Source organism: Ferrovibrio sp. GW821-FHT12D07 (genome assembly GCF_058807275.1).
In genome coordinates, this window is sequence record NZ_JBXAQN010000002.1 from 1,176,576 (window position 1) to 1,198,265 (window position 21,690).

Below are 21,690 nucleotides of genomic sequence, written 5' to 3' on the forward strand. Positions count from 1 at the left end.
GTCTTAGGGTTGACTTAAAGTCCCCAAAGGGCTTTATTCCGCCCGCTTTCTGAAGCTTTGGAAGCAATCCGGTCCGAGGACCGCCGTCCGTCCGCGAGTGTCGCGCACGGGCGTCGTTTTGCTTGTGGCCATTATTGAGGAATTTCAGGGTCGACATGTTCGAATCTCTGAGCGGCAAACTGGGAGACGTCTTCGAGCGGCTGCGCAAGCGCGGCGCGCTGTCGGAGTCTGATGTCTCGGAAGCGCTGCGCGAGGTTCGAGTCGCCCTGCTGGAAGCCGATGTCGCGCTTCCGGTCGTGAAGACCTTCATCGATGGTGTGAAGGCGAAGGCTGTCGGCCAGGATGTGCTGCGCTCGGTGACGCCGGGCCAGATGGTCATCAAGATCGTCCACGATCATCTCGTCGAGATGCTGGGCGGCAACGAGGCCCCGGGCGAAGCCGATGCCGGCATCAGCCTGAATGCCGTGCCGCCGGTGCCCGTGCTGATGGTCGGCCTTCAGGGCTCGGGCAAGACCACCTCCACCGCCAAGATCGCGCTGCGCCTGATCACCAAGGAGCGCAAGAAGGTGCTGATGGCGTCGCTCGACGTCTATCGCCCGGCCGCCCAGGAACAGCTCAAGATTCTCGGCGAGCAGAACAACATTCCGACGCTGCCGATCGTCGCCGGCCAGATGCCGGTCGATATCGCCAAGCGCGCCGTGCAGGCCGCCAAGCTGGGCGGCTATGACGTGGTGATGCTGGATACCGCCGGCCGACTTCATGTCGACGAGACGCTGATGCTGGAAGTCGCCGCTGTGCGCGACGCCGTGCAGCCGCATGAGACGCTGCTGGTCGCCGACAGCCTGACTGGCCAGGACGCCGTCAATGTCGCGAAAAGCTTCAACGAGCGCGTCGGCGTCACCGGCATCGTGCTGACCCGCGTCGACGGCGATGGCCGCGGCGGTGCGGCGCTGTCGATGCGTGCCGTCACCGGCAAGCCGATCAAGCTGATCGGCGTCGGCGAAAAGGTCGATGCCATCGAGCCTTTCCATCCGCAGCGCATCGCGCAGCGCATCCTCGGCATGGGCGACATCGTGTCGCTGGTCGAGAAGGCCGCCGAGACGATCGAGAAGGAAGAGGCCGAGCGCCTGGCTGCCCGCGTGCAGAAAGGCCAGTTCGACCTGAACGACATGGCCTCGCAGCTCAAGCAGCTGCGCAAGATGGGCGGCATGTCGGGCGTGATGAACCTGCTGCCCGGCGTGGGCAAGATCAAGCAGCAGATGGCCAATGCCAATGTTGATGAAAGCGTGCTGAAGCGTCAGGAAGCCATCATCGGCTCGATGACCAAGGACGAGCGCGCCAACCCGAAGGTGATCCACGCCTCACGCAAGAAGCGCATCGCGACGGGTTCGGGCACCTCGGTGCAGGATGTGAACAAGCTGCTGAAGCAGCATCTCCAGATGGCCGACATGATGAAGCGCATGTCGAAGCTGGGGCAGAAGGGTTTCATGCGCAGCATGGGCGGGATGATGGGCGGAATGCCTGGCATGCCAAAGTTGTAAGCCTGAGCTGTGATGAGGGTTTTGAGTTTTACGAGTTTCAACGTTTAGTCTGAAAGGAAAACCATGTCCGTCAAGATCCGTATGACCCGTGGCGGCGCCAAGAAGCGCCCCTACTACCGTATCGTTGTCGCCGACTCGCGCAGCCCGCGCGATGGCCGCTTCATCGAGAAGATCGGTTCCTATGATCCGATGCTGCCGAAGGACCGCGAGCGCGTGACGCTCGACGTCGAGCGTTGCAAGTACTGGCTGAGCCAGGGTGCGACCCCGTCCGACCGCGTGGCCCGCTTCTTCGACAAGGCTGGCCTGGTCAAGTGGACCCACGGCAACAACCCCGACAAGGGCAAGCCGAAGGCGAAGGCCCAGGAGCGCATCAAGGCTGCTGAGGAAGCCGCCAAGGCCGCTGCCGAGAAGGCCGCTGCGCCTGCCGCGCCGGCCGGCGAAGAAGCCGCCGCTTCCTAAGGCATGAACGGCACGCTTCTGCTGGGCGTCGTGATCGGCGCGCAGGGCATCCGGGGCGAGGTGAAGGTGAAGACCTTCACCGCAGACCCGGAATCGCTGGGGGACTATGGCCCTCTGCAGGATGCCGGCGCGACGAAGGTGTATCCGCTGAAGGTGCTGCGCCTGTCGAAAGGTGACGTGGTGATTGCGCGTATCAAGGGCGTCGAGGACCGCACAGCGGCCGAGGCGATGAAGGGGACGGAGCTCTACATTCAGCGCTCCGCCCTGCCAAAGGCTGGTGAAGGCGAGTTCTACTTCGCCGACCTGGTGGGCCTGACGGCGATGATGTCGGGCCGGGTTCTGGGCCGCGTGAGCGCGGTTCACAACTACGGCGCCGGCGACATGCTGGAGGTGAAAACCGACAGCGGCCGTTCGGCAATGGTGCCCTTTACCGACGACGCGGTGCCCGATGTGGACCTCGCCGGCGGTACGGTGACGGTGGAACCGGCCTTCTGGCTGGGTGCGCCGGAAACCGAAGAGGACCGCAAGGCAGAAGCAGCCGAGCGGGCGGCCGAACAGGCCGGAGAGTGATGAGTACCGTCCCGGCTTCGCCGTGGAACGCGCGGATACTGACGCTGTATCCCGCGATGTTCCCCGGTCCGCTGGGACAAAGTCTGGCCGGCCGCGCCCTTTCGGAAGCGCGGTGGTCGCTGACGGTGACGGATATTCGCGACTTCGCGCGCGACAAACACCGCACCGTCGACGACACGCCCTTTGGCGGCGGGCCGGGCATGGTGATGCGGCCGGATGTACTGGCGGCGGCGCTCGATGCGACGCTTGCCGGTGCGGATGGCGGAGGCCAGAAAGATATCGGTGGGCAGCCGCTGATCTATTTCTCGCCGCGTGGCCGGCGCCTGGATCAGGCGCTGGTGCATGAGGTTAAGGCGGCAGGTGGAGCAACGCTGCTCTGCGGTCGCTTCGAGGGGGTGGACGAGCGCCTGCTGCAGGCGCGCCCCGTTGTCGAGGTCAGCCTCGGCGACTTCGTCCTGTCGGGTGGCGAGATTGCCGCATATGCGCTGCTGGATGCAGTCGTGCGGTTGCTACCCGGGGTGATGGGTGCCGAAGAGTCCGGCACCGAAGAGAGTTTCGCGGACGGCTTGCTGGAGTATCCCCAGTATACCCGGCCGCAGGAGTGGGAAGGCCTGGCAGTGCCCGATGTGCTGCTGTCCGGCCACCACGAGAAGATCGCAGCCTGGCGGCGCGAGATGGCGGAAAAGATCACCGCCGAACGTCGCCCGGACCTGTGGGAGAGTTACCGTCGGCGCAAGCCGGCGGGGAAGAATTGAAACGTGTTTGAACTTTGAAAGAAGAAAGGCAGAGTGCCATGAACCTGATGCAGCAGATCGAGAAAGAGCAGTCCGATGCTCTCGTCGCCGCCCGCGCGGTGCCGGATTTCGCCCCCGGCGATACCCTGACCGTCAATGTGAAGGTCATCGAAGGCGGCCGCGAGCGCGTGCAGGCCTATGAAGGCGTGTGCATCGCCCGCTCGAACCGCGGCGTGAACTCCTCCTTCACCGTGCGCAAGATTTCGTACGGCGAAGGCGTCGAGCGTATCTTCCCGCTCTACAGCCCGCGCATCGAGTCGATCGTGGTGGTCCGTCGCGGCGACGTGCGTCGCGCCAAGCTGTACTACCTGCGTGGTCGTACCGGTAAGGCCGCCCGCATCACCGAGAAGCGCGACGTCCAGCCCAAGGCCTAATTCAGGTCTTCCGGCCGGCATTCGCCGGCCGACGGGTTACAAGCATTGAAGCCGCCTGCCGGAAAAGTTCCGGCGGGCGGCTTCTGTTTTTTCAATCGAACCCATTTGAAAGCAGTGGCGGCGCACATCTGAATACGGTCTAGTACCGCTTGGCAGGCATCGGGGCACCGGAGTTTACGGGCCGTGAACGATGTGAAGATGAAAGCCGCGCCAGCCGCCGATGACACCCGGGGGCTGGAGTTTCTCGCCGGGGGCGGCGAGATGGGCGCGGCGATGCGATCCTATGACTGGGCGGCCTCGCCGCTCGGGCCGGCGCATCTGTGGCCACAGAGCCTGCAGACCACCATCCGCATCCTGCTGTCCTCGCGCTACGCGATGTGGATGGCCTGGGGTCCGGAACTCACCTTCTTCTGCAACGATGCCTACAAACCGACGCTGGGCGTGAAGGCCGACTGGGCCCTGGGCCAGCGTTCGGATCAGGTCTGGGCCGAGATCTGGTCCGATATCGGCCCACGCATCGACACCGTGCTGCACACCGGCACCGCCACTTGGGACGAAAACCTGCTACTGTTCCTGGAGCGCAGCGGATTCCCCGAGGAGACCTATCACACCTTCTCCTACAGCCCGCTGGCCAATGACGGCGGCACCATCGTCGGCATGCTGTGCGTGGTGACCGAAACCACCGAGCGCGTCATCGCCGAACGGCGCATGATGCTGCTGCGCGACCTGGCCGCCGAATTCACGCTGGCGCGCAGTCTGGAGGAAGTCTGCCCGGCGCTGACCGAAATCCTGGGCGAACGGCCCGACGTGCCGCTGCTGTCGCTCTATCTCTTCGATGACGATGCCGGCAGCCAGGCCGCGCGCGTCTGCTTCGTCGGCCCGCAGGCAGATCGCGCCTGCTTCCCGCTGCTGGTGCGCCCCGAGGATGCGGCGCCGCTGCCGGTCGCCGATATCCTGCGCGGCCGCGGCCCCGTGGTGATCGATACCCTGGCAACGCGCTTTGGCAGTCCGTTAAGCGCCGACCGGCGCGGCGCGGCGATCCAGCAGGTGGTGCTGGTGCCGCTGATGCGCGGCCTGGGCCAGATCAACGGCTTCCTCGCCATCGGCCTCAATCCCTATCGCCGCTACGACCCTGGATATGCCGGCTTCATCAACCTGCTGTCGGGCCAGATCGAGGCCAACCTGGTCAGCGTGCGCCTGTTCGAGGAAGAGCGCGAACGCGCCGAGGCACTGGCCGAGATCGACCGCGCCAAGACCGCCTTCTTCTCCAATGTCAGCCACGAATTCCGCACGCCGCTGACCCTGATGCTGGGTCCGCTGGAGGAAATCCTCAACCAGCCTGCATCGCAGACCATACCGTTAGTCGAGACCGCCCATCGCAACGGCCTGCGGCTGCTCAAGCTGGTCAACACGCTGCTGGATTTCTCGCGGCTGGAAGCCGGCCGCGCGCAGATCCAGTACAGCCCGGTCGACCTTGCCGCCTTCACCACCGAGTTGGCCGCCAGCTTTGAATCGACGATCACGCGCGCCGGCCTGACCTATCGCACGGACTGCATGCCCCTGCCCGGGCCGGTCTACGTCGATACCGGCATGTGGGAAAAGATCGTCCTCAACCTGCTGTCCAACGCCTTCAAGTTCACGCTGTCGGGCGAGATCGTCGTCTCGCTGAAAGCCTCGTCCGATGGCCACAGCGCCATCCTGATCGTCACCGATACCGGCACCGGCATCACGCCCGAAGCGCTGCCGCATCTGTTCGAACGCTTCTATCGTGTGGCCGGCGCCAAGGGCCGCAGCTTCGAGGGCAGCGGCATCGGCCTGGCCCTGGTGCAGGAACTGGTGCGGCTGCATGGCGGCGCCATCGCGGTGGAAAGCGAACCCGGTCGCGGCAGCAGCTTCATCGTCACCCTGCCAGTGGGCACAGCGCATCTGCCCGCAGACAGCATCATCTCGGCCGAACAGGTCACGCCGGCCGGCATCCAGTCCGGCAGCTTCGTGGCCGAGGCACTGCGCTGGCTGCCCGAGGCCGGCGCCAATGCCGCCATCGATGAAAGCCTGCCGGCTTCCACGGTCGATACCGACCTGCCGCCGCCACCCCTGGGCAATGGCCAGCATATCCTGCTGGCCGACGACAACGCCGACATGCGCGACTATATCCGCCGCCTGCTGGGCACCGAGGACTACAGCATCGAAGCGGTGGCGGATGGTGAGGCGGCGCTGGCGGCGGCACGACGGCGCATGCCCGACCTGATCCTGTCCGACATCATGATGCCGGGCATGGATGGCCTGAACCTGCTGAAGACGCTGCGCGGCGATGCCCTGCTGCGCCATACGCCGGTGATCTTCCTCTCGGCCCGCGCCGGCGAGGAAGCCCGCGTCGAAGGCCTGGATGCCGGCGCCGACGATTATCTGGTGAAGCCATTCTCGGCGCGCGAGCTGCTGTCGCGGGTGGCGCGCAACCTGCAGATGGCGCGCTTCCGCCGCGAGACGGAAAAGGCGCTGATGGAAGAAGCCGCCACGCTGGAAATCCTCGGCCGCGTCGGCGCCATGGTCTCGGCCGAACTGAATCTGGATGCCGTGGTGCAGGCGGTGACCGATGCGGCGACGCGGCTCACCGGCGCAGCCTTCGGCGCCTTCTTCTACAACGTGCAGGATAATGCCGGCGGCAGTTACATGCTGTACACGCTGTCGGGCGTGCCGCGCGAGGCCTTCTCGAAATTCCCGATGCCGCGCAACACCGACATCTTCGCGCCGACCTTCGGCGGCGAGGGCATCGTGCGCTCGGCCGATATCACCAAGGACCCGCGCTACGGCCGCAATGCCCCCAACAAAGGCATGCCCGAGGGCCATTTGCCGGTGCGCAGCTACCTGGCCAGCTCGGTGATCTCGCGCAACGGCGAGGTGCTGGGCGGACTGTTCTTCGGCCATCCCGATGCGGGCGTGTTCGACGAACGCAGCGAACGCCTGCTGTCGGGCATCGCGGCCCAGGCCGCCATCGCCATCGACAATGCCCAGCTCTACAAGGCGGCGCAGACCGAGATCGCCGAACGCCAGAAGACAGAGGCCGCCCTGCGCGAAAGCGAGGCGCGCTTCCGCACCATGGCCGATACCGCACCGGTGATCATCTGGGTCACCGACACCGAAGGCCAGCTCACCTACATCAACCCACGCTGGACCGAAATGACCGGCCAGAGCATGGAAGACAGCCTGGGCACCGGCGGTCTGGAGGTCATGCATCCCGAGGATCGCGACGCCACCTTCGCCGCCTTTATGGCCGCCAACCAGAAGCGGGAGAACTTCCAGGTGGAATACCGCCTGCGTCGCAGCGACGGGCAGTATCGCTGGATGCATGGCGCCGCCGCCCCGCGCTTCGACAGCCAGGGCAGCTTCCTGGGCTATATCGGCTCGGTGATCGACTTGACCGACCGCAAGAACATGGAAGACCAGCAGGAGCTGCTGCTGGCGGTGGCGCGCGATGTGAACGCCACGCTGGAGCGCAAGGTCAACGAGCGCACGCGCGAACTCACCGCGACCAACGAGCGCCTGCGCAACGAGATCAACGAACGCGCCCGCGCCGAGGAAGCGCTGGGTCATGCCCAGAAGATGGAGGCCATCGGCCAGCTCACCGGCGGCGTGGCCCATGACTTCAACAACCTGCTGACCGTGATCATGGGCAATATCGAAACCCTGCAGCGGCAACTGAAACGCGATACACCCGATACTCCGCGCATGCTGCGCGCCATCGACAGCGCCGCCCGCGGCGCCGAACGCGCCGCCTCGCTGACCCAGCGCCTGCTGGCCTTTTCGCGCCGCGCGCCGCTCGAACCCCGGGCGGTGGATGTGAATGTGCTGGTCAGCGGCATGTCGGACCTGCTGCGCCGCACGCTGGGCGAACAGGTGACGGTGGACGCGCAGCCGGGCCGGAGCCTGTGGCCGGTGCATGTCGATCCCAATCAGCTTGAGAATGTGCTGCTGAATCTGGCGGTGAATGCGCGCGACGCCATGCCGGGCGGCGGACGGCTCGAGATCATCACGGCCAATGCGACCATGGCGGCCCAGGACGAGATGGCCCGGGACATGACAGCGGGTGATTACGTGCAGATCACGGTGAGCGACAGCGGCATCGGCATGGCGCCCGAGGTGATGGAGCAGGCGTTCGAGCCCTTCTTCACCACCAAGGATGTCGGCCATGGCACCGGCCTCGGCCTCAGCCAGGTCTATGGCTTCGTCAAGCAGAGCGGCGGCCATGTGCAGCTGGACAGCACGCCCGGCCAGGGCACCACGGTGACGATCTACCTGCCGCGCTTGCAGTCTGCGTCAACCATCGCGGATGACGCGGCACTGCGTCGCGAAGCCGAGCCGCCGCGCCAAGGCAGTGAAACCGTGCTGGTGGTGGAGGATGATCCCGATGTGCGTGCCCATTCGCGCGATATCCTGGGCGATCTGGGCTACCGCATCCTGGAAGCCGGCACCGGGCATGACGCCCTGAACATCCTGGCCGAGCGCAACGACATCGCACTGATGTTCACCGATATCGGTCTGCCCGGCGGCATGAACGGCCGTGAACTGGCCGATGCAGCGCAGGCGCGCTATCCGGCGCTGAAAATCCTGTTCACCAGCGGCTATGCCCAGACCGCCGTGGTGCATCACGGCCGGCTGGATGAAGGCGTGCAGCTCATCACCAAGCCCTTCACCTATGCGGCGCTGGCCACCAAGGTACGCGACATCCTCGATGCACCGCAGCTGGCCGCAACAACGCCTAACCTGCTGTTCGTCGAGGATGATGCGCTGATGCAATCCGTCATGACCGACGGATTGATGGATATGGGCTATCGCGTCGAGGCCGTCACCACGGGTCAGGCCGCCATTGCCATCCTGCGCGGCAATCCCGCCGCCATCGATGCGGCCGTGATCGATATCGGCCTGCCCGACATGCGCGGTGAACAGTTGCTGCTGGAACTGCGCAAAATCCGCGCCGACCTGCCGGTGGTGATCGCCAGCGGCTATGGCGAGGCGGTATTGAAGCAGCGCTTCCCCGATGCGCGGCAGCTGTCCTTCATCGACAAGCCCTATATCGCATCGGAACTGGCGGTCGTGCTGGCCAGGGCCGGCATCGCGGCGACGGCAACGACGCCCTTTTCCTGAGACAGCCTAGTCGGCCGCATCCGCGACGGGCGCGGTTTCGTTCGGCCCGGGCTTGCGCTGCTGCGCCATGCGCGGACCATTCTTGGCCGCCCAGCGGCCGAGTTCATTCATCACCGGCCGCAGCGAATGACCCATGTCGGTAAGCCAGTATTCCACTTTGGGCGGCACGGCCGCATGCACGCGGCGGCCGACCAGGCCGGCGGTTTCCAGCGCACGCAGCTGCTTGGTCAGTTCCTTCTGCGTGATCAGCGGAATGGCGCGCGCCATCTCGGAAAAGCGCAGCGGCCGCTCGCCGGCTCGCGACAATGTGAGGATGATCGGCACCGCCCATTTGTTGGCGATGAGGTCGAGCGTCGCGCAGATCATGCGGGCGCAGAGCGGCTGGCCGTCGACGGTGAGCGCATGTCGGAAATCGAGGTCTTTTTCAGTAGCCATTTGGTAAGTATAGGGGGTTTGGGTGCCTGCTTGCAAATTGATACTGGGCTGCGCTATGGCTCTGATCCCCGCGCATATCCGTTCCATGCGCATGAGGGAAACGTAACCGGAGGGACCCGTTACCATGGCCAAACTCGACTTCTACTTCTCGCCCGGCGCCTGCTCGCTGGCGACCCATATCTGCCTCGAAGAAGCCGGTGCCGCCTTCACGCCGAAGGTCACCTACACCCGCAAGGGCCAGACCCGCACGCCGGAATATCTGGCGCTGAATCCCAAGGGCAAGGTTCCGATGCTCGGCGTCGACGGCACCATGCTGACCGAGAACACCGCGATCATGACCTATCTCAATCGCAGCTTCCCCAATGCGAAGCTGCTGCCGACCGGCGACGCGCTGAAGGAAGCCGAAGCGCTGTCCTTCATCGCCTGGTGTGCATCGGGCATCCATCCGGTGATGGGCCGCTTCTTCGGTCCGCAGAACTTCTCGGATCTGCCGGATAGCGCCGACAACATCAAGGCACTCGCCGCCAAGGCCACTGCCGCCAACTTCGCCATCGTGGAAAAGGCCCTCGCCGGCAAGGATTGGGTCTTCGGCGACTGGTCGGCCGCCGATGCCTATCTCTTCGTCTTCTACAACTGGGCCTCCAAGCTCGGTCTCGATCTCGCGCCCTATCCGAACTACGCCAAGCATTTCGAGCGCATGAAGCAGCGCCCGGCCGTGCAGCGTGCATCGGCCCGCGAAGCCGAGGCCCTGGCCGCCATGGACAAGGCCGCCTGATCTCATTGTTTTGACGACAAGACCAAGTTTGTTTTGACGACAAGACCCGGGGCGGCGCGCTAAACTCGCGTCGCCCTTTTCACGAATCATAACAACCATCAAGAAAAGAAGGACCCATTCCCATGGCATTGCTCGACAAGTTCGGCCCGCTGCTCGGCCGCATCCTCATCGCCGCACTGTTCATTCCCTTCGGCATCGGCAAGATCGGCAACTTCGAAGGCACGGTCGGCTATATCGCCTCCAAGGGCCTGCCGCTGCCGCAGGTGGCTGCTGCCGGCACCATCTTCGTCGAAGTGGTGGTTGCCGCCGCCCTGCTGGTCGGTTTCCAGACCCGCTATGCCGCCCTGATCCTGGCCGTCTTCACCGCCGCCGCCGCAATCCTCTTCCACAATTACTGGGCCGTGCCGGACGCCCAGGTGATGCTGCAGAAGACCAACTTCTTCAAGAATATGGCGATCACCGGCGGCCTGCTGGCCTTCGCCAGCTTCGGCGCGGGTCCGCTCAGCGTCGACCGTCGCGGTTGATCACTGCCAGTTGGTCACTGATCGGCGCGGATCGCTGACGCGATCTCACGCAGGGCGCGCGACAGCAGCGGATCGCTGACGCGCGACAGCATAAGAATGGCGGTTGCCGGCAACACCGGCAGCCGCTGTTTTTTTGTCAGCTCCACCATGCCCGGCAGGCGCGCGCGATGCCCCAGCACGGCGACGCCCAGGCCTGCCGACAGCGCGGCAGCCAGCGCGCCCACACCGCCGCCAGTAAAGGCCTCGGTCCATTTCACGCCTGCCTTGTCGAGCGCGCGGATCGCCGCTGCCCGCACCGAGCAGGGCGCAGCCAGCGCCACCAGCGGCAGCGGCTCGCCTGCCTTCAGGTCGAAATCCGGCGCGGCGAACCAACCCAGCCGATCCTTCAGCAGCAGTTCGGTGCCACGCGGCGGCCTGGTGTCGCCCACCTGATGCAAGATGGCAGCATCGAGCTTGCCGCTTTCATACAGTTCACTCAGGTCGCGCGACAGTCCGATGCGCACCTCCAGCTTCAGGCCCGGCAGCCGCGACCGCACGCGCGCCAGCAGGCCCGACAGCTGCGCGCCGACAGCCTGGTCGCTGATGCCCAGCACCAGCGGACGCTTCGGCTGTTCACTGAGCGCCGCCAGCGCCGCATCATGAGCGGCCAGCACATGGCGCGATTCCGTCACCAGCGTCTCGCCATCGGGGGTGAGCCGCACCAGACGCGGCGTGCGTTCCAGCAGGCGGCGGTCGAGCCGGGTCTCCAGCCGCTTCAGCCGCAAGCTGATGGCGGCCTGGCTGGTGGAGAGCGCCTCAGCCGCGCGGGTGAAGCTGCGGTAATCCGCCACCAGCACCAGAGCACGCAGGGCATCAATGTCCAGAGCCGATTCCATGATATCATTCCGTTATGTCTGAAATGAACTTTCATCCAGTTCAGTTATGATAGGCCCAGACCTATTCTCCTGTCCACGGGCAAAGCCAGACCAGCAGACAGGAGCCACCCCATGCCGATCATTCAGGTCAAATATTCCACCCCCAGCGAAAAGCCCGGCCTTGTAAAGGACATTGCTGCCATGGCGGCTCGCTTCACCGATGAGATCCTGCACAAAGACCGCAAGCTGATCTCGATCGCTATCGAAACCGTGCCGGCCGAGAACTGGTTCATCAGCGGCACCTCGCTGACAGAGCAAAAGTTGGCCAGTTTCTTCCTCGATATCAAGGTAACCGAAGGCACCAACACCAAGGACGAGAAGGCGGCCTTCATTGCCGCCGTGTTCAAGACCATGGGCGATCTGCTCGGCCCGCTGCACAACGAGACCTATGTTTATGTGCATGACGTGCGCGGCGACGCCTATGGTTTCGGTGGCTTGACCCAGGACAAGCGTTATATCGCCGGCAAGCTGGGCGTGCCGGCGGCCTGAGGCCTCGTTCCTTCGGGCAATGGACGGCGCAGCGGGCGAAAGCCATGCTGCGCCGATGTCCGTCCATCCCGCCATCGTGGCGTCAACGCCAGATCCCGACTTTGTCGCCAGCCTGCCCGGCTGCGATTTCGCCGATGCCTTCACCCTGACGGCGCCGCATGGCGATCTCGATGCGCGCGAAGTGGCGGCGCTGTGCTTCAGCAAGCTGCCCGACTGGGCCGGCTGGCTGCTGCGCCTGCGCAATGCGGTGATGCGGCCCTTCGGCATCAAGACCGACGAAATGGTGCAGAGTCTGCCGGTGCTGCACGAGGATGCGGATGAGGTGGTGGTCGGCCTGAATGACGATCATCTGGATTTCCGTACCCAGTTCCGCGTCGACACCATCCGGCTCGGCCCGGCGGGACCCGATCTCGGCCTGATCACGCTCACCACCATCGTGCGCACCCATAACCGGCTGGGACGCGTCTATCTGATGCTGGTCATGCCCATCCACAAACGGGTGGTGCGCAGCCTGCTGACCCGCGTCGCTGCCAAACTCGGCGAGCCTGTGACCTGATCGGCCTGCGACATAATCAACCTGCGACATCCTGAAGCGGGACAGACCATCGCGCCGGGCGCATAGTCCGCGCATGAGCACGCCTGTTGTGACGTCCCCGCCTGCCGATCCGGCATTCGCCGCCAGCCTGCCTGGCTGTGATTTCGCCGATGCCTTCAGCGTCGTCGTGGCGCGCCGCAACCTCGATGCACGCAGCGTCTCGGCCGATTTCTTCAGCACCCCGCCCGTCTGGGCCAGTGTGCTGCTGGATATCCGTAACAAAGTGATGGGACGCCTCGGTTACAAGGCGCCACCGATCCGCAAGGGGTTTCCGGTGCTGCGCGAGTCAGAGACCGAAGTCGTCTCAGGGCTTGATGACGGCCATCTGGATTTCCGCGCGCTGATGCGCATCGAGCCCGATGCAGCCGGCAGCCGCATCACCCTGACCACGGCGGTCGCGACCCACAACCGCATGGGCCGCGTCTATCTGGCGGTGATCATGCCGTTCCACAAGCTGATCGTGCGCAGCATGGTGCGGCAGCTGGCGATGCGCTTAGGGGCCGAATAAGGCGTCTTTTGCCTGCGGCGCATCGAACATGCGCCGGCTGCTATGGCCGACCTTGGGTACTTCCACCAGCCGCCAGTTCAGCGGCCAGCCCCTCTCCTGCGCCAGCGTCTGCCCGGCCTTGAAGAAATGCAGGCCGCGCTCATAGCGCGTCGCACCCTGTTCGGTAGCATCCTCGCTGTCGTCGCGGTTCCGGTCGCCGGTGTCATTGGTGCCGAGATAGACCGTGATTGGCGCAGCTAGATACCGCTTGAGAAAATCTTCGTTCACCAGCGCGACCGTGGCGCCACCCAGCCCGAAGGGAAAGGCTTCCTTCACGGTCGGAAACACCCAGGAGGACGGATTGGCCACCACGATGCGTTTGGCCGCATGGGGCACGAACGGCGCCAGCCGCGCCAGGAACTGGCCGCCGGCGGAATGGCCGATCAGGTAATAGTCGAGCCGCGGCCGGTTTTCGTCCTTGCGCAACTGGTCGACCAGCGCGATCGCCGTGGTGCCAATCCACTTATCCTGCGGCAACAGACTCTTCTGGTTGGCGATGCCACCACGCTGGTACAGCGCACTGGGGAAACGGGTCTTGTCGAACAGCGGCGCAGCGACCACCATACCGAAACGGTCGGCCATGGTCTTCGCATTGTCGCGATAGGCATCGGCATCACGCTCGATGCCATGGAAAACCATCAGCAGCGGGCCATCGGTATAGCCGGCCGGCTTGTAGGTGAAGACTTCAAGATTGTACTCGCCGACCTTCACCACCTGATAGCCATCGCCAGCAGGGATAGGCGCGGCCTGTGCGGTGATTGCCGTAAAACACAGGATCGCGGCAAGGCAGCGGATCATGCCGGCTGTTTCACTTCTTCTTCCAGCCAGTCGCGCATCGCCTTGATGCGCGGCGCATCGGCCATGTGCTCGAGGCAGACGAACCAGTAGGCATTGGTCAGCGGCAGCGAAACATCGAACAGCTGCACCAGCCGGCCGGCCGTCACCTCTTCGGCCACCATCGCCGGGTCCATCACGGCGATGCCCATACCCTGAACAGCGGCCTGGATCGCGTAACTGCGCGTCTCGAACATCTGGCCGATCACCGGATCGATATCGGTCTGGCCCGAGGCCTTCAGCCAGACGCGCCAGTCCTCGCGGCGGTTCTGCGAATGCAGCAGCTTCTGCGTCTTCAGATCGGATGGCTTCTTGATCTGGTCCTTGAACTTGGGGTGCGCCACCGGCACCAGCGCCTCGGCAAACAGCCGCGTCGACTTCAGCCCCGGCCAGTCGCCGTCGCCATAACGGATGGCACAATCGATGCCCTCGCGCTCCAAGTCGGCAGGTTTCAGCGAGGTGGTGATGCGCACCTCGATATCGGGATAGGCTTCCTGGAAGCGGGGCAGGCGCGGGATGAACCAGCGCATGGCAAACGTCGACAGCATGCTGAGCGTCAGCGTGCCCTCGCCGCGCCGGGCCTCCAGCTTGCTGAGCGCACTGGCCAGGTAGTCGAAACCCCGCTGCACGTCCGGAAGAATGAGCTGGCCTTCCGTGGACAGCACCAGGCCCTTGCGGGTGCGGTGGAACAGCGGCACGCCCAGCAGCTCTTCCAGCTGGCGAATCTGGTGGGAAATAGCCGACAGCGTCACCGAGAGTTCCTCGGCGGCAGCGGTGAAATTGAGGTGGCGGCCGGCAGCTTCAAAGGCCTTCAGGGCATTGAGGGGCAGCAGGCGGCGGCTGGGCAGGTGGGCCATGGGAATTTCTTTTAAGCCGGAGGGGAATTTAAATCCAGCTATCCCCACTGGACGGGGAGGCCCCGCTGGGCTTGAATCCGGCCTCCGTAACGCCCCTGAACACCTTAATAAATCGGACCAGCAACCATGACCGCGCCCCGCACCCTGTACGACAAGATCTGGGACAGCCACCTCGTCGATATCGACGGCGACGGCAACGGCCTGCTCTACATCGACCTGCATCTGGTCCATGAGGTCACCTCGCCCCAGGCCTTCGCCGGCCTGAAGGCCGCCGGCCGCAAGGTGCGCCGCCCCGACCGCACCGTAGCCGTGCCCGACCACAACGTGCCGACCACTCCGGACCGCGCGCAGTTCGTGTTCGAGGACGAGGAGGCCCGCATCCAGGTCGAGACGCTGGACCGCAACGCCAAGGAATACGGCGTCAACTATTACCCGATGAACGACGTCAACCAGGGCATCGTGCATATCGTGGGTCCGGAGCAGGGCTACACCCAGCCCGGCATGACGATCGTGTGCGGCGACAGCCACACCTCGACCCATGGCGCCTTCGGCAGCCTGGCGTTTGGCATCGGCACCTCGGAGGTCGAGCATGTGCTCGCCACCCAGACCCTGCCGCAACGCAAGGCCAAGAACATGAAGATCAACATCGACGGCCAGCTCGGCCCCGGTGTGACCGCCAAGGACATCATCCTCGCCATCATCGGCAAGATCGGCACCGCCGGCGGCACCGGCTATGTGATGGAATATACCGGCAGCGCCATCCGCGCCCTGTCGATGGAAGGCCGCATGACGGTCTGCAACATGTCGATCGAGGCTGGTGCGCGCGCCGGCCTGATCGCGCCCGACGAGAAGACCTTCGAGTATGTGAAGGGCAAGCCGCATGCCCCCAAGGGCGCGGCCTTCGAGCAGGCGCTGGCCTGGTGGAAGACACTGCCCTCGGACGACGGCGCGCATTACGATACGATTGTTGAACTGAAGGCGTCCGAGATCGCACCCCACATCACCTGGGGCACCAGCCCGCAGGACGTGGCCCCGATCACCGGCATCGTGCCCAACCCGGCTGATGTGCAGGACGAGCAGAAGCGCGCCGCCCTTGAGCGCGCGCTAAACTACATGGGGCTGAAGGCCGGCGAGAAGCTGGATACCGTGCCGGTGCAGCGCGTCTTCATCGGCTCTTGCACCAACGGCCGCATCGAGGACCTGCGCGCCGCCGCCGTGGTGGCCAAGGGCCGCAAGGTGGCCGCCGGCGTGCATGCCATGGTGGTGCCCGGCTCTGGTCTGGTGAAAAACCAGGCCGAGGAAGAGGGTCTGGACAAGATCTTCGTCGAGGCCGGATTCGAATGGCGTGAACCCGGCTGCTCGATGTGCCTGGCGATGAATGCCGACAAGCTGAAGCCGGAAGAGCGCTGCGCCAGCACGTCGAACCGCAACTTTGAAGGCCGCCAGGGCGCACGCGGCCGCACCCATCTGATGAGCCCGGCGATGGCCGCTGCTGCTGCGATTGCCGGCACGCTGACCGACGTGCGCAAGATCGCCTGAGCGAAGGAAAAGAAGATCATGGACAAGTTCACCACACTGACCGCCGTCGCCGCCCCGCTGCCGATGATCAATGTCGATACCGACATGATCATCCCCAAGCAGTTCCTCAAGACTGTGGAGCGCACGGGCCTGGCCAAAGGCCTGTTCTTCGAGCTGCGCGAGACCCCGGACGGCAAGCCGGTGCCGGAGTTCTTCATGAACCAGCCACAGTACAAGGGCGCGCAGATTCTGGTCGCCGGCGACAATTTCGGCTGCGGCTCGTCGCGTGAGCATGCGCCCTGGGCGCTGCTGGACTACGGCATCCGCTGCGTGATCTCGACCAGCTACGCCGACATCTTCTACAACAACTGCTTCCAGAACGGCATCCTGCCGATCACGCTGCCGAAGGCCGATGTCGACAAGCTGATGGACGCCGCCAAGCGCGGCCACAATGCCCGCATCACCGTCGACCTGCAGAAGCAGGAAGTCACCGGCCCCGATGGCGGCGTGATCAAGTTCGAGATCGACGCGCACAAGAAGCATTGCCTGCTCAACGGCCTGGACAATATCGGGCTGACGCTGGAGAAGAAGTCGAAGATCGACAGCTTCGAGGGCAAGCAGCATAGCACCCAGCCCTGGCTCTACGCCCAGGCCGGCCGCTGATCGTTACAGTTACAACAAGGAACACACGAGAATGGCTTCCAATCGTACGATGCTGATGCTGCCCGGCGACGGGATCGGTCCCGAGGTGATGGGCGAGGTCCGCCGCGTCATCGACTGGATGGACAAGCGCCGGCATGTCTCCTTCGACGTGAAGGAAGACCTGGTCGGCGGCTCGGCCTTCGACAAGCACGGCACGCCGCTGGCCGACAAGACCATGGAAGCCGCGCTGGATTGCGGCGTGGTGCTGCTCGGCGCCGTCGGTGGCCCCAAGTGGGACAACCTGCCGTTTGACCAGAAGCCCGAGCGCGGCCTGTTGCGCCTGCGCAAGGAAATGGACCTGTTCGCCAACCTGCGCCCGGCCAAGTGCTTTGATGCCCTGGTGGATGCCAGCAGCCTGAAGCCCGAGATCGTGCGCGGCCTCGACATCATGATCGTGCGCGAACTGACCGGCGGCGTGTATTTCGGCCAGCCGCGCGGCATCAGCGACATCGGCAACGGCGAACGCCGTGGCATCAACACGCAAGTGTATACCACCAGTGAAATCCGCCGCGTGGCCGCCGTCGCCTTCGAGCTGGCGGAGAAGCGCGGCAACAAGGTGACCTCGCTGGAAAAGGCCAATGTGATGGAATCCGGCGTACTGTGGCGCGAAGAAGTCACCAAGCTGCACCAGGAAAAATTCAAGGACGTGCAGCTCGAGCACATGTATGCCGATAACGGCGCCATGCAGCTGGTGCGCGCGCCCAAGCAGTTCGACGTCATGGTGACCGACAACCTGTTCGGCGACATTCTCTCGGACGCCGCCGCCATGCTGACCGGTTCGCTCGGCATGCTGCCGTCGGCATCGCTGGGTGCGGCTGACCCCGCGACCGGCCGCCGCATGGCGCTGTTCGAGCCGGTGCATGGTTCGGCCCCGGATATTTCGGGCAAGGGCATCGCCAATCCGCTCGCCACCATCCAGAGCTTCTCGATGGCGCTGCGCTACGCCTACGATCTCGGCGCCGACGCCGACCTGATCGACCAGGCGGCCGAGAATGTGCTGAAGAGCGGCGTGCGCACCGCCGATCTGGGCGGCGGCAGCAACAAGGTCGGCACCACCGGCATGGGCGACGCGCTGCTCAAGGAACTCGACAAGCTGGCTGCGTAAGCCGTCTGTTACAACAGAAACACCAAGGCCGGGGGCTTCGCGCTCCCGGCCTTTTTCTTTGCTTGCATGACAGCACGCATTTCGGCGAGTGTTGGAAAACCGCCAGGAGGGCGAGCATGCTGAAACTGATCGGCCGCAACCTGTCGCCCTATTCCCGCCGCGTCGCTGTGGCGATGACCCTGCTCGACATTCCCCATACCCGCGAATATCTCTCGGTCACCGCCGATCCCGAGCGCGGCCTGGAACTCAACCCGGTCGGCCGCGTGCCGGTTCTTGAACTGGACGGCGGTGAACGGCTGATCGAATCTGCCGCGATCCTCGACTATGTGATGGAACTGGTCGGCCCGGCGAAAAGCCTGATCCCGCCGCATGGCCGCACGCGACGCGACTGCATCCAGCTGATGTCGATCGGCAGCGGTGTCATGGATAAGGCCGTGAACGCCATCTACGAGGTCAAACGCCGCCCCGCCGACAAGGTGCACGAACCCTGGCGGCAACATCTGCTGCGGCAGGCCAGCGGCGGCCTGCAGGCGCTGGACGCGCACAAGATGGGGCCATGGCTGCTGGGCGAGCAACTCAGCATGGCCGATATTACCGCCGCCGTGCTGGTCAGCTTCCTGCGCGCGTTGATCCCCGAACTGGCGCCGGCCGGCCTGTATCCCAATCTCTATGCGCTGACCGAACGTGCGGAAAAATTGCCCTGCTTCCAGGCGCACAAGCTGGAGACGACCTAGCCGTTCAGTGCGTGCGTGGCGAGCACGCGGATCGCGCCATGCTCGATCTTCAGCAGGTCCAGCGCTGCGATGCGTCCCAAAACCGGTTTCTGCAGCGGCCCCATCTGGCGCTCCAGCGCCTTGGCCGAGAAGACCGCGCCAAAGCGGGTCAGCGTCAGATGCGGCGCATACTCTCCCCGTCCGCCGAGATCGCGATAAAGCGCGCCGAGCGGCACAACGCTGGCCGCATCCGCCATCAGCACATTCAGGAACCTGTATTTCGGCTGGTGCGGATCCTCCATCCGGTCGATGCGGTCGAAGGCGACCGCGAATGGCGCAGTCACCGCCGCCACCGCCATCATCTGGCCGGCGAACCAAGATTCGTCCTCGGCGTCATGCGGGAAGCGAAGCGTGACATGGGCGGCGACGCGCTCGTAGTGCGCATCATGGGCGCGCCGGATCGCATCGATCCAGGCCGCATCGGCCGCTGAGAATTCCGGAACCGCGATCACGGCGAACATAGCGCCAGCTTAGCGCTTCTCAAGCCGACGCGCGATCCGCTAGGCTGAAGCCATGACCTTCTCGCTCTACCTTGCCGCCGCACTGGCGGCCGCCGCCACCACGCTGACGCCCGGGCCCGCCTTTCTCTGCGTCCTCGGCATCGGCGCCGGACAGGGTCGGCGCGCCGGCCTCAACTTCCTGCTCGGGCATTTCGCCGGCGACATCGTCTGGGCCACGCTGGCGCTGGTCGCCATCATCGGCTCGGCCAGCCTGGGCAGCCTGGCGTTCGATCTGCTCGGTTTGATATGCGGCACATATCTGCTCTGGCTTGGCTGGCGCGCCGCCACCGCAAAGCGCAGCGCCGACGGCAGCGTGACTAACACGCATGTCGAACGCCCGCTGCTACGCGGCCTTGCCTTCGGCCTGACCAATCCCAAGGGTTATCCGGTGGCGGTGGCGATGTTCACCGCGCTGCTGGCGGCGCAGGCCGCCGAGCTGGGCTGGTCGGTGCTACCGGGCCTGCTGGCCGGGGCAGCCATCGGCTTCCTGCTCGGCGATGTCATTCTGGTCTGGGTGATCGGCGCGCCGCTGGTGCGACGGACCTACCGTCGCCATGAACTCTGGATCACCCGCCTCAGCGGCCTGATCTTCATCGGCTTCGGCCTGCAGGCGCTGGCCCATTCGGCCACAGGGCTGATCAGGCGCGCCTGATCAGTTTCTCTGGAGCGCCTCGCGCACCAGCGGCAGGCGGTCGTTGCCGAAGAACATCTGACCATCGACGAAGATCGTCGGCGAGCCGAAGCCGCCACGCGCGATCACTTCATCCGTGTTGGCCTTGAGCTGCGCCTTGATCGCCGGATCGTTGATCGCCTCTGCGAGCGAGACCGGATCAAGAGACACACGACACGCAGCCTCGGCCACCGTATCATCCTGGCTGATGTCGCGGTTCTCGGCCCAGTACATCTCGAAGAAGGCCTTCGACAGCGCGACATCCTTGCCAAAGTCCCTGGCCCAGAGGATGCCGCGCAGCGCCTTCACGCTGTTCACCGGAAACACCGCCGGCGGAAACCTGATGGTGATGCCGGCCAGTTTCGCCCAGGCCTGCATGTCCTGATGCATCCAGGCCTCGCGCGCCGGCACCGGATTCTCACGCATGTGATACATGGTCGGGTTGATGGCGTTGAACACGCCGCCGACCAGGAACGGCCGCCACGCAATCGTCGCGCCGAACTCGGCCGCCAGCGGCTGGATGTTGGTGAAGGCCAGATAGGTCCAGGGCGAAGAGACGTCGTAGAAAAATTCTATCGTCTTGCCCATCCGATCACACCTTTGCCGGCACCAGGATGAAGCCGGCGCGCGGGAAATGCACATGCACCATGCCGGCTTCCTCCGTCTCGCGCCGGATGGTGACGCTCTGCGCCGTCAGGCCGACCAGCGCGCCCACCGTGGCATCGCGGCCGGTATCATCGGGCGTGACGCTGACCATCGCGCCGGCCGAGAGCCCCAGCGGATTGGGTGCGACGCCGTCTTTCACCGGCATCGGTTCAGCCGCCTTGGCGATCTTCACGGCCTCACCCGACTCCAGTTCGGTCTTGCTGCCATGACCGAAGGCCTTCATGCGATCGGCCCAGACATTCAGCGCGGTGTAATCCGAGATATCGGTCGCGCCTGAACGTTCGCGCACGAACCAGACGCAGTGATAGACGGCAAGGTCGGCCAGGCTCGGCGCATCGCCGAACAGGAACTTGCGGCCATCATGCAGCGCATCCTCGATCCAGCCCAGATGCGCGCGCAGCGGGCCATTCATCACCGCGCCCTGCATCTTCAGCTTGCTGCGATCAATCGTGCGTCCGGAGAATTTCGAGCGATCTTCCAGCAGCGCATCGGGCAGCTGGTCGCCGACATTGCCGAAAGCAACGGCAACCGAAGCCGAGAAGAGCTGGTGATCGGCCCAGAAGGCCACACCCTCGGCTAGGCCCTTGGCTGACCCGGGATAGAAGGTGGGCGCGGGATGATGGCGATCGATCTCGCGCAGGATGATCTGGGTATCGCAATAGATGTCGGCGCCGATCTGCATCACCGGCGTCTTGCGATAAGCGCCGGTCAGTGTGGTGAGATCGGGCTTGGGCATCACGGTGGGAATTTTCACCGAGCGCCAGGCCGCCTGCTTGATCCCGAAGGCGATGCGCACCTTCTCGGAAAACGGCGACGTGCCATAGTGGTGCAGGATCAGCTCGGTCATTCTCGGTCCCTCTCCGATTATTATCTTTGAGGGAAGATTAAGTCCGCTGCCCTTACGTC

The 21,690-nt window shown here is 64.7% G+C and carries 23 protein-coding genes; 16 read left to right on the forward strand and 7 right to left on the reverse strand.

The window, feature by feature from the left end:
- Nucleotides 1–155 precede the first annotated feature (155 nt).
- The 6 genes from ffh to AC1RRE_RS17555 all read left to right on the forward strand — a co-directional run bounded on the left by ffh (nt 156) and on the right by AC1RRE_RS17555 (nt 8,880).
- The gene (ffh, locus tag AC1RRE_RS17530) at nt 156–1,541 is read left to right on the forward strand and encodes a signal recognition particle protein (RefSeq protein WP_492982809.1); all 1,386 of its coding nucleotides are present in this window, start codon (nt 156–158) and stop codon (nt 1,539–1,541) included.
- A gap of 63 nt (nt 1,542–1,604) precedes the next feature.
- Nucleotides 1,605–2,000 (forward strand): 30S ribosomal protein S16, encoded by a 396-nt coding sequence (rpsP, locus tag AC1RRE_RS17535; RefSeq protein ID WP_492982811.1) that lies wholly within the window; start codon nt 1,605–1,607, stop codon nt 1,998–2,000.
- Between the two features lie 3 nt (nt 2,001–2,003).
- Nucleotides 2,004–2,570: a ribosome maturation factor RimM gene (gene rimM / locus AC1RRE_RS17540; protein ID WP_492982813.1), complete on the forward strand. Its 567-nt coding sequence runs from the start codon at nt 2,004–2,006 to the stop codon at nt 2,568–2,570.
- Nucleotides 2,570–3,325 carry a tRNA (guanosine(37)-N1)-methyltransferase TrmD gene (trmD, locus tag AC1RRE_RS17545; protein ID WP_492982815.1) on the forward strand — a complete coding sequence of 252 codons (756 nt, stop codon included), beginning with the start codon at nt 2,570–2,572 and terminating at the stop codon, nt 3,323–3,325. Before rimM ends, trmD begins: the two co-directional genes overlap by 1 nt.
- 38 nt (nt 3,326–3,363) lie before the next feature.
- Entirely contained in the window at nt 3,364–3,738 is a 375-nt protein-coding gene (rplS, locus tag AC1RRE_RS17550; protein WP_492982817.1) for a 50S ribosomal protein L19, read from the forward strand.
- Between the two features lie 183 nt (nt 3,739–3,921).
- Nucleotides 3,922–8,880 carry a response regulator gene (locus AC1RRE_RS17555; RefSeq protein ID WP_492982819.1) on the forward strand — a complete coding sequence of 1,653 codons (4,959 nt, stop codon included), beginning with the start codon at nt 3,922–3,924 and terminating at the stop codon, nt 8,878–8,880.
- Nucleotides 8,881–8,886: 6 nt separating this feature from the next.
- Here AC1RRE_RS17555 and AC1RRE_RS17560 read toward each other — a convergent pair whose 3' ends face one another.
- Complete coding sequence (locus tag AC1RRE_RS17560; RefSeq protein ID WP_492982820.1) at nt 8,887–9,315, reverse strand: winged helix-turn-helix transcriptional regulator; 429 nt, start codon at nt 9,313–9,315, stop codon at nt 8,887–8,889.
- A gap of 124 nt (nt 9,316–9,439) precedes the next feature.
- On the opposite strand from AC1RRE_RS17560, the gene AC1RRE_RS17565 reads away from it, so the two are divergent.
- Both AC1RRE_RS17565 and AC1RRE_RS17570 read left to right on the forward strand, forming a co-directional pair.
- Nucleotides 9,440–10,090, forward strand: a complete 651-nt coding sequence (locus AC1RRE_RS17565; RefSeq protein ID WP_492982822.1) for a glutathione S-transferase family protein — start codon at nt 9,440–9,442, stop codon at nt 10,088–10,090.
- A gap of 122 nt (nt 10,091–10,212) precedes the next feature.
- Nucleotides 10,213–10,614 (forward strand): DoxX family protein, encoded by a 402-nt coding sequence (locus tag AC1RRE_RS17570; protein ID WP_492982824.1) that lies wholly within the window; start codon nt 10,213–10,215, stop codon nt 10,612–10,614.
- 14 nt (nt 10,615–10,628) lie between these two features.
- On the opposite strand, the gene AC1RRE_RS17575 is transcribed toward AC1RRE_RS17570, so the two are convergent.
- Nucleotides 10,629–11,489, reverse strand: a complete 861-nt coding sequence (locus AC1RRE_RS17575; RefSeq protein ID WP_492982826.1) for a LysR family transcriptional regulator — start codon at nt 11,487–11,489, stop codon at nt 10,629–10,631.
- Between the two features lie 111 nt (nt 11,490–11,600).
- Between AC1RRE_RS17575 and AC1RRE_RS17580 the strand changes: the two genes are divergently transcribed.
- The 3 genes from AC1RRE_RS17580 (at nt 11,601) to AC1RRE_RS17590 (ending at nt 13,120) form a co-directional block, all read left to right on the forward strand.
- Nucleotides 11,601–12,017 carry a tautomerase family protein gene (locus AC1RRE_RS17580; protein ID WP_492982828.1) on the forward strand — a complete coding sequence of 139 codons (417 nt, stop codon included), beginning with the start codon at nt 11,601–11,603 and terminating at the stop codon, nt 12,015–12,017.
- Nucleotides 12,018–12,072: 55 nt separating this feature from the next.
- Nucleotides 12,073–12,573, forward strand: a complete 501-nt coding sequence (locus tag AC1RRE_RS17585; RefSeq protein WP_492982830.1) for a DUF2867 domain-containing protein — start codon at nt 12,073–12,075, stop codon at nt 12,571–12,573.
- Nucleotides 12,574–12,646: 73 nt separating this feature from the next.
- Entirely contained in the window at nt 12,647–13,120 is a 474-nt protein-coding gene (locus AC1RRE_RS17590; protein ID WP_492982832.1) for a DUF2867 domain-containing protein, read from the forward strand.
- On the opposite strand, the gene AC1RRE_RS17595 is transcribed toward AC1RRE_RS17590, so the two are convergent.
- The gene (locus tag AC1RRE_RS17595; RefSeq protein ID WP_492982834.1) at nt 13,106–13,957 is read right to left on the reverse strand and encodes an alpha/beta hydrolase; all 852 of its coding nucleotides are present in this window, start codon (nt 13,955–13,957) and stop codon (nt 13,106–13,108) included. The genes AC1RRE_RS17590 and AC1RRE_RS17595 overlap by 15 nt on opposite strands.
- Nucleotides 13,954–14,850, reverse strand: a complete 897-nt coding sequence (gene gcvA / locus AC1RRE_RS17600; protein ID WP_492982836.1) for a transcriptional regulator GcvA — start codon at nt 14,848–14,850, stop codon at nt 13,954–13,956. Before gcvA ends, AC1RRE_RS17595 begins: the two co-directional genes overlap by 4 nt.
- Before the next feature lie 126 nt (nt 14,851–14,976).
- On the opposite strand from gcvA, the gene leuC reads away from it, so the two are divergent.
- The 4 genes from leuC (at nt 14,977) to AC1RRE_RS17620 (ending at nt 18,909) form a co-directional block, all read left to right on the forward strand.
- The gene (gene leuC / locus AC1RRE_RS17605) at nt 14,977–16,389 is read left to right on the forward strand and encodes a 3-isopropylmalate dehydratase large subunit (RefSeq protein WP_492982838.1); all 1,413 of its coding nucleotides are present in this window, start codon (nt 14,977–14,979) and stop codon (nt 16,387–16,389) included.
- An 18-nt stretch (nt 16,390–16,407) separates the two neighbouring features.
- Nucleotides 16,408–17,031: a 3-isopropylmalate dehydratase small subunit gene (gene leuD, locus AC1RRE_RS17610; protein WP_492982840.1), complete on the forward strand. Its 624-nt coding sequence runs from the start codon at nt 16,408–16,410 to the stop codon at nt 17,029–17,031.
- 31 nt (nt 17,032–17,062) lie between these two features.
- Nucleotides 17,063–18,175: a 3-isopropylmalate dehydrogenase gene (leuB, locus tag AC1RRE_RS17615; protein ID WP_492982842.1), complete on the forward strand. Its 1,113-nt coding sequence runs from the start codon at nt 17,063–17,065 to the stop codon at nt 18,173–18,175.
- Nucleotides 18,176–18,291: 116 nt separating this feature from the next.
- The gene (locus tag AC1RRE_RS17620; protein WP_492982844.1) at nt 18,292–18,909 is read left to right on the forward strand and encodes a glutathione S-transferase family protein; all 618 of its coding nucleotides are present in this window, start codon (nt 18,292–18,294) and stop codon (nt 18,907–18,909) included.
- Here the strand turns inward: AC1RRE_RS17620 and AC1RRE_RS17625 are convergent.
- On the reverse strand, nt 18,906–19,409 hold the full coding sequence (locus tag AC1RRE_RS17625; RefSeq protein WP_492982846.1) for a 2'-5' RNA ligase family protein: 504 nt from the start codon (nt 19,407–19,409) through the stop codon (nt 18,906–18,908). The genes AC1RRE_RS17620 and AC1RRE_RS17625 overlap by 4 nt on opposite strands.
- Nucleotides 19,410–19,461: 52 nt before the next feature.
- On the opposite strand from AC1RRE_RS17625, the gene AC1RRE_RS17630 reads away from it, so the two are divergent.
- Nucleotides 19,462–20,100 carry a LysE family translocator gene (locus AC1RRE_RS17630; RefSeq protein ID WP_492982848.1) on the forward strand — a complete coding sequence of 213 codons (639 nt, stop codon included), beginning with the start codon at nt 19,462–19,464 and terminating at the stop codon, nt 20,098–20,100.
- Here AC1RRE_RS17630 and AC1RRE_RS17635 read toward each other — a convergent pair whose 3' ends face one another.
- Both AC1RRE_RS17635 and AC1RRE_RS17640 read right to left on the reverse strand, forming a co-directional pair.
- Nucleotides 20,101–20,706, reverse strand: a complete 606-nt coding sequence (locus AC1RRE_RS17635) for a 2-hydroxychromene-2-carboxylate isomerase (protein ID WP_492982850.1) — start codon at nt 20,704–20,706, stop codon at nt 20,101–20,103.
- A gap of 4 nt (nt 20,707–20,710) precedes the next feature.
- The gene (locus tag AC1RRE_RS17640; protein ID WP_492982852.1) at nt 20,711–21,631 is read right to left on the reverse strand and encodes a glutathione S-transferase family protein; all 921 of its coding nucleotides are present in this window, start codon (nt 21,629–21,631) and stop codon (nt 20,711–20,713) included.
- Nucleotides 21,632–21,690 lie beyond the last annotated feature (59 nt).

Excerpts from the sequence above, each read along its gene's own strand:
- ffh (WP_492982809.1), top strand. The coding sequence starts at position 156 with ATGTTCGAATCTCTGAGCGGCAAACTGGGAGACGTCTTCGAGCGGCTG.
- rpsP (WP_492982811.1), top strand. The coding sequence starts at position 1,605 with ATGTCCGTCAAGATCCGTATGACCCGTGGCGGCGCCAAGAAGCGCCCC.
- rimM (WP_492982813.1), top strand. The coding sequence starts at position 2,004 with ATGAACGGCACGCTTCTGCTGGGCGTCGTGATCGGCGCGCAGGGCATC.
- trmD (WP_492982815.1), top strand. The coding sequence starts at position 2,570 with ATGAGTACCGTCCCGGCTTCGCCGTGGAACGCGCGGATACTGACGCTG.
- rplS (WP_492982817.1), top strand. The coding sequence starts at position 3,364 with ATGAACCTGATGCAGCAGATCGAGAAAGAGCAGTCCGATGCTCTCGTC.
- AC1RRE_RS17560 (WP_492982820.1), bottom strand. The coding sequence starts at position 9,315 with ATGGCTACTGAAAAAGACCTCGATTTCCGACATGCGCTCACCGTCGAC.
- AC1RRE_RS17565 (WP_492982822.1), top strand. The coding sequence starts at position 9,440 with ATGGCCAAACTCGACTTCTACTTCTCGCCCGGCGCCTGCTCGCTGGCG.
- AC1RRE_RS17570 (WP_492982824.1), top strand. The coding sequence starts at position 10,213 with ATGGCATTGCTCGACAAGTTCGGCCCGCTGCTCGGCCGCATCCTCATC.
- AC1RRE_RS17575 (WP_492982826.1), bottom strand. The coding sequence starts at position 11,489 with ATGGAATCGGCTCTGGACATTGATGCCCTGCGTGCTCTGGTGCTGGTG.
- AC1RRE_RS17580 (WP_492982828.1), top strand. The coding sequence starts at position 11,601 with ATGCCGATCATTCAGGTCAAATATTCCACCCCCAGCGAAAAGCCCGGC.
- AC1RRE_RS17585 (WP_492982830.1), top strand. The coding sequence starts at position 12,073 with ATGTCCGTCCATCCCGCCATCGTGGCGTCAACGCCAGATCCCGACTTT.
- AC1RRE_RS17590 (WP_492982832.1), top strand. The coding sequence starts at position 12,647 with ATGAGCACGCCTGTTGTGACGTCCCCGCCTGCCGATCCGGCATTCGCC.
- AC1RRE_RS17595 (WP_492982834.1), bottom strand. The coding sequence starts at position 13,957 with ATGATCCGCTGCCTTGCCGCGATCCTGTGTTTTACGGCAATCACCGCA.
- gcvA (WP_492982836.1), bottom strand. The coding sequence starts at position 14,850 with ATGGCCCACCTGCCCAGCCGCCGCCTGCTGCCCCTCAATGCCCTGAAG.
- leuC (WP_492982838.1), top strand. The coding sequence starts at position 14,977 with ATGACCGCGCCCCGCACCCTGTACGACAAGATCTGGGACAGCCACCTC.
- leuD (WP_492982840.1), top strand. The coding sequence starts at position 16,408 with ATGGACAAGTTCACCACACTGACCGCCGTCGCCGCCCCGCTGCCGATG.
- leuB (WP_492982842.1), top strand. The coding sequence starts at position 17,063 with ATGGCTTCCAATCGTACGATGCTGATGCTGCCCGGCGACGGGATCGGT.
- AC1RRE_RS17620 (WP_492982844.1), top strand. The coding sequence starts at position 18,292 with ATGCTGAAACTGATCGGCCGCAACCTGTCGCCCTATTCCCGCCGCGTC.
- AC1RRE_RS17625 (WP_492982846.1), bottom strand. The coding sequence starts at position 19,409 with ATGTTCGCCGTGATCGCGGTTCCGGAATTCTCAGCGGCCGATGCGGCC.
- AC1RRE_RS17630 (WP_492982848.1), top strand. The coding sequence starts at position 19,462 with ATGACCTTCTCGCTCTACCTTGCCGCCGCACTGGCGGCCGCCGCCACC.
- AC1RRE_RS17635 (WP_492982850.1), bottom strand. The coding sequence starts at position 20,706 with ATGGGCAAGACGATAGAATTTTTCTACGACGTCTCTTCGCCCTGGACC.
- AC1RRE_RS17640 (WP_492982852.1), bottom strand. The coding sequence starts at position 21,631 with ATGACCGAGCTGATCCTGCACCACTATGGCACGTCGCCGTTTTCCGAG.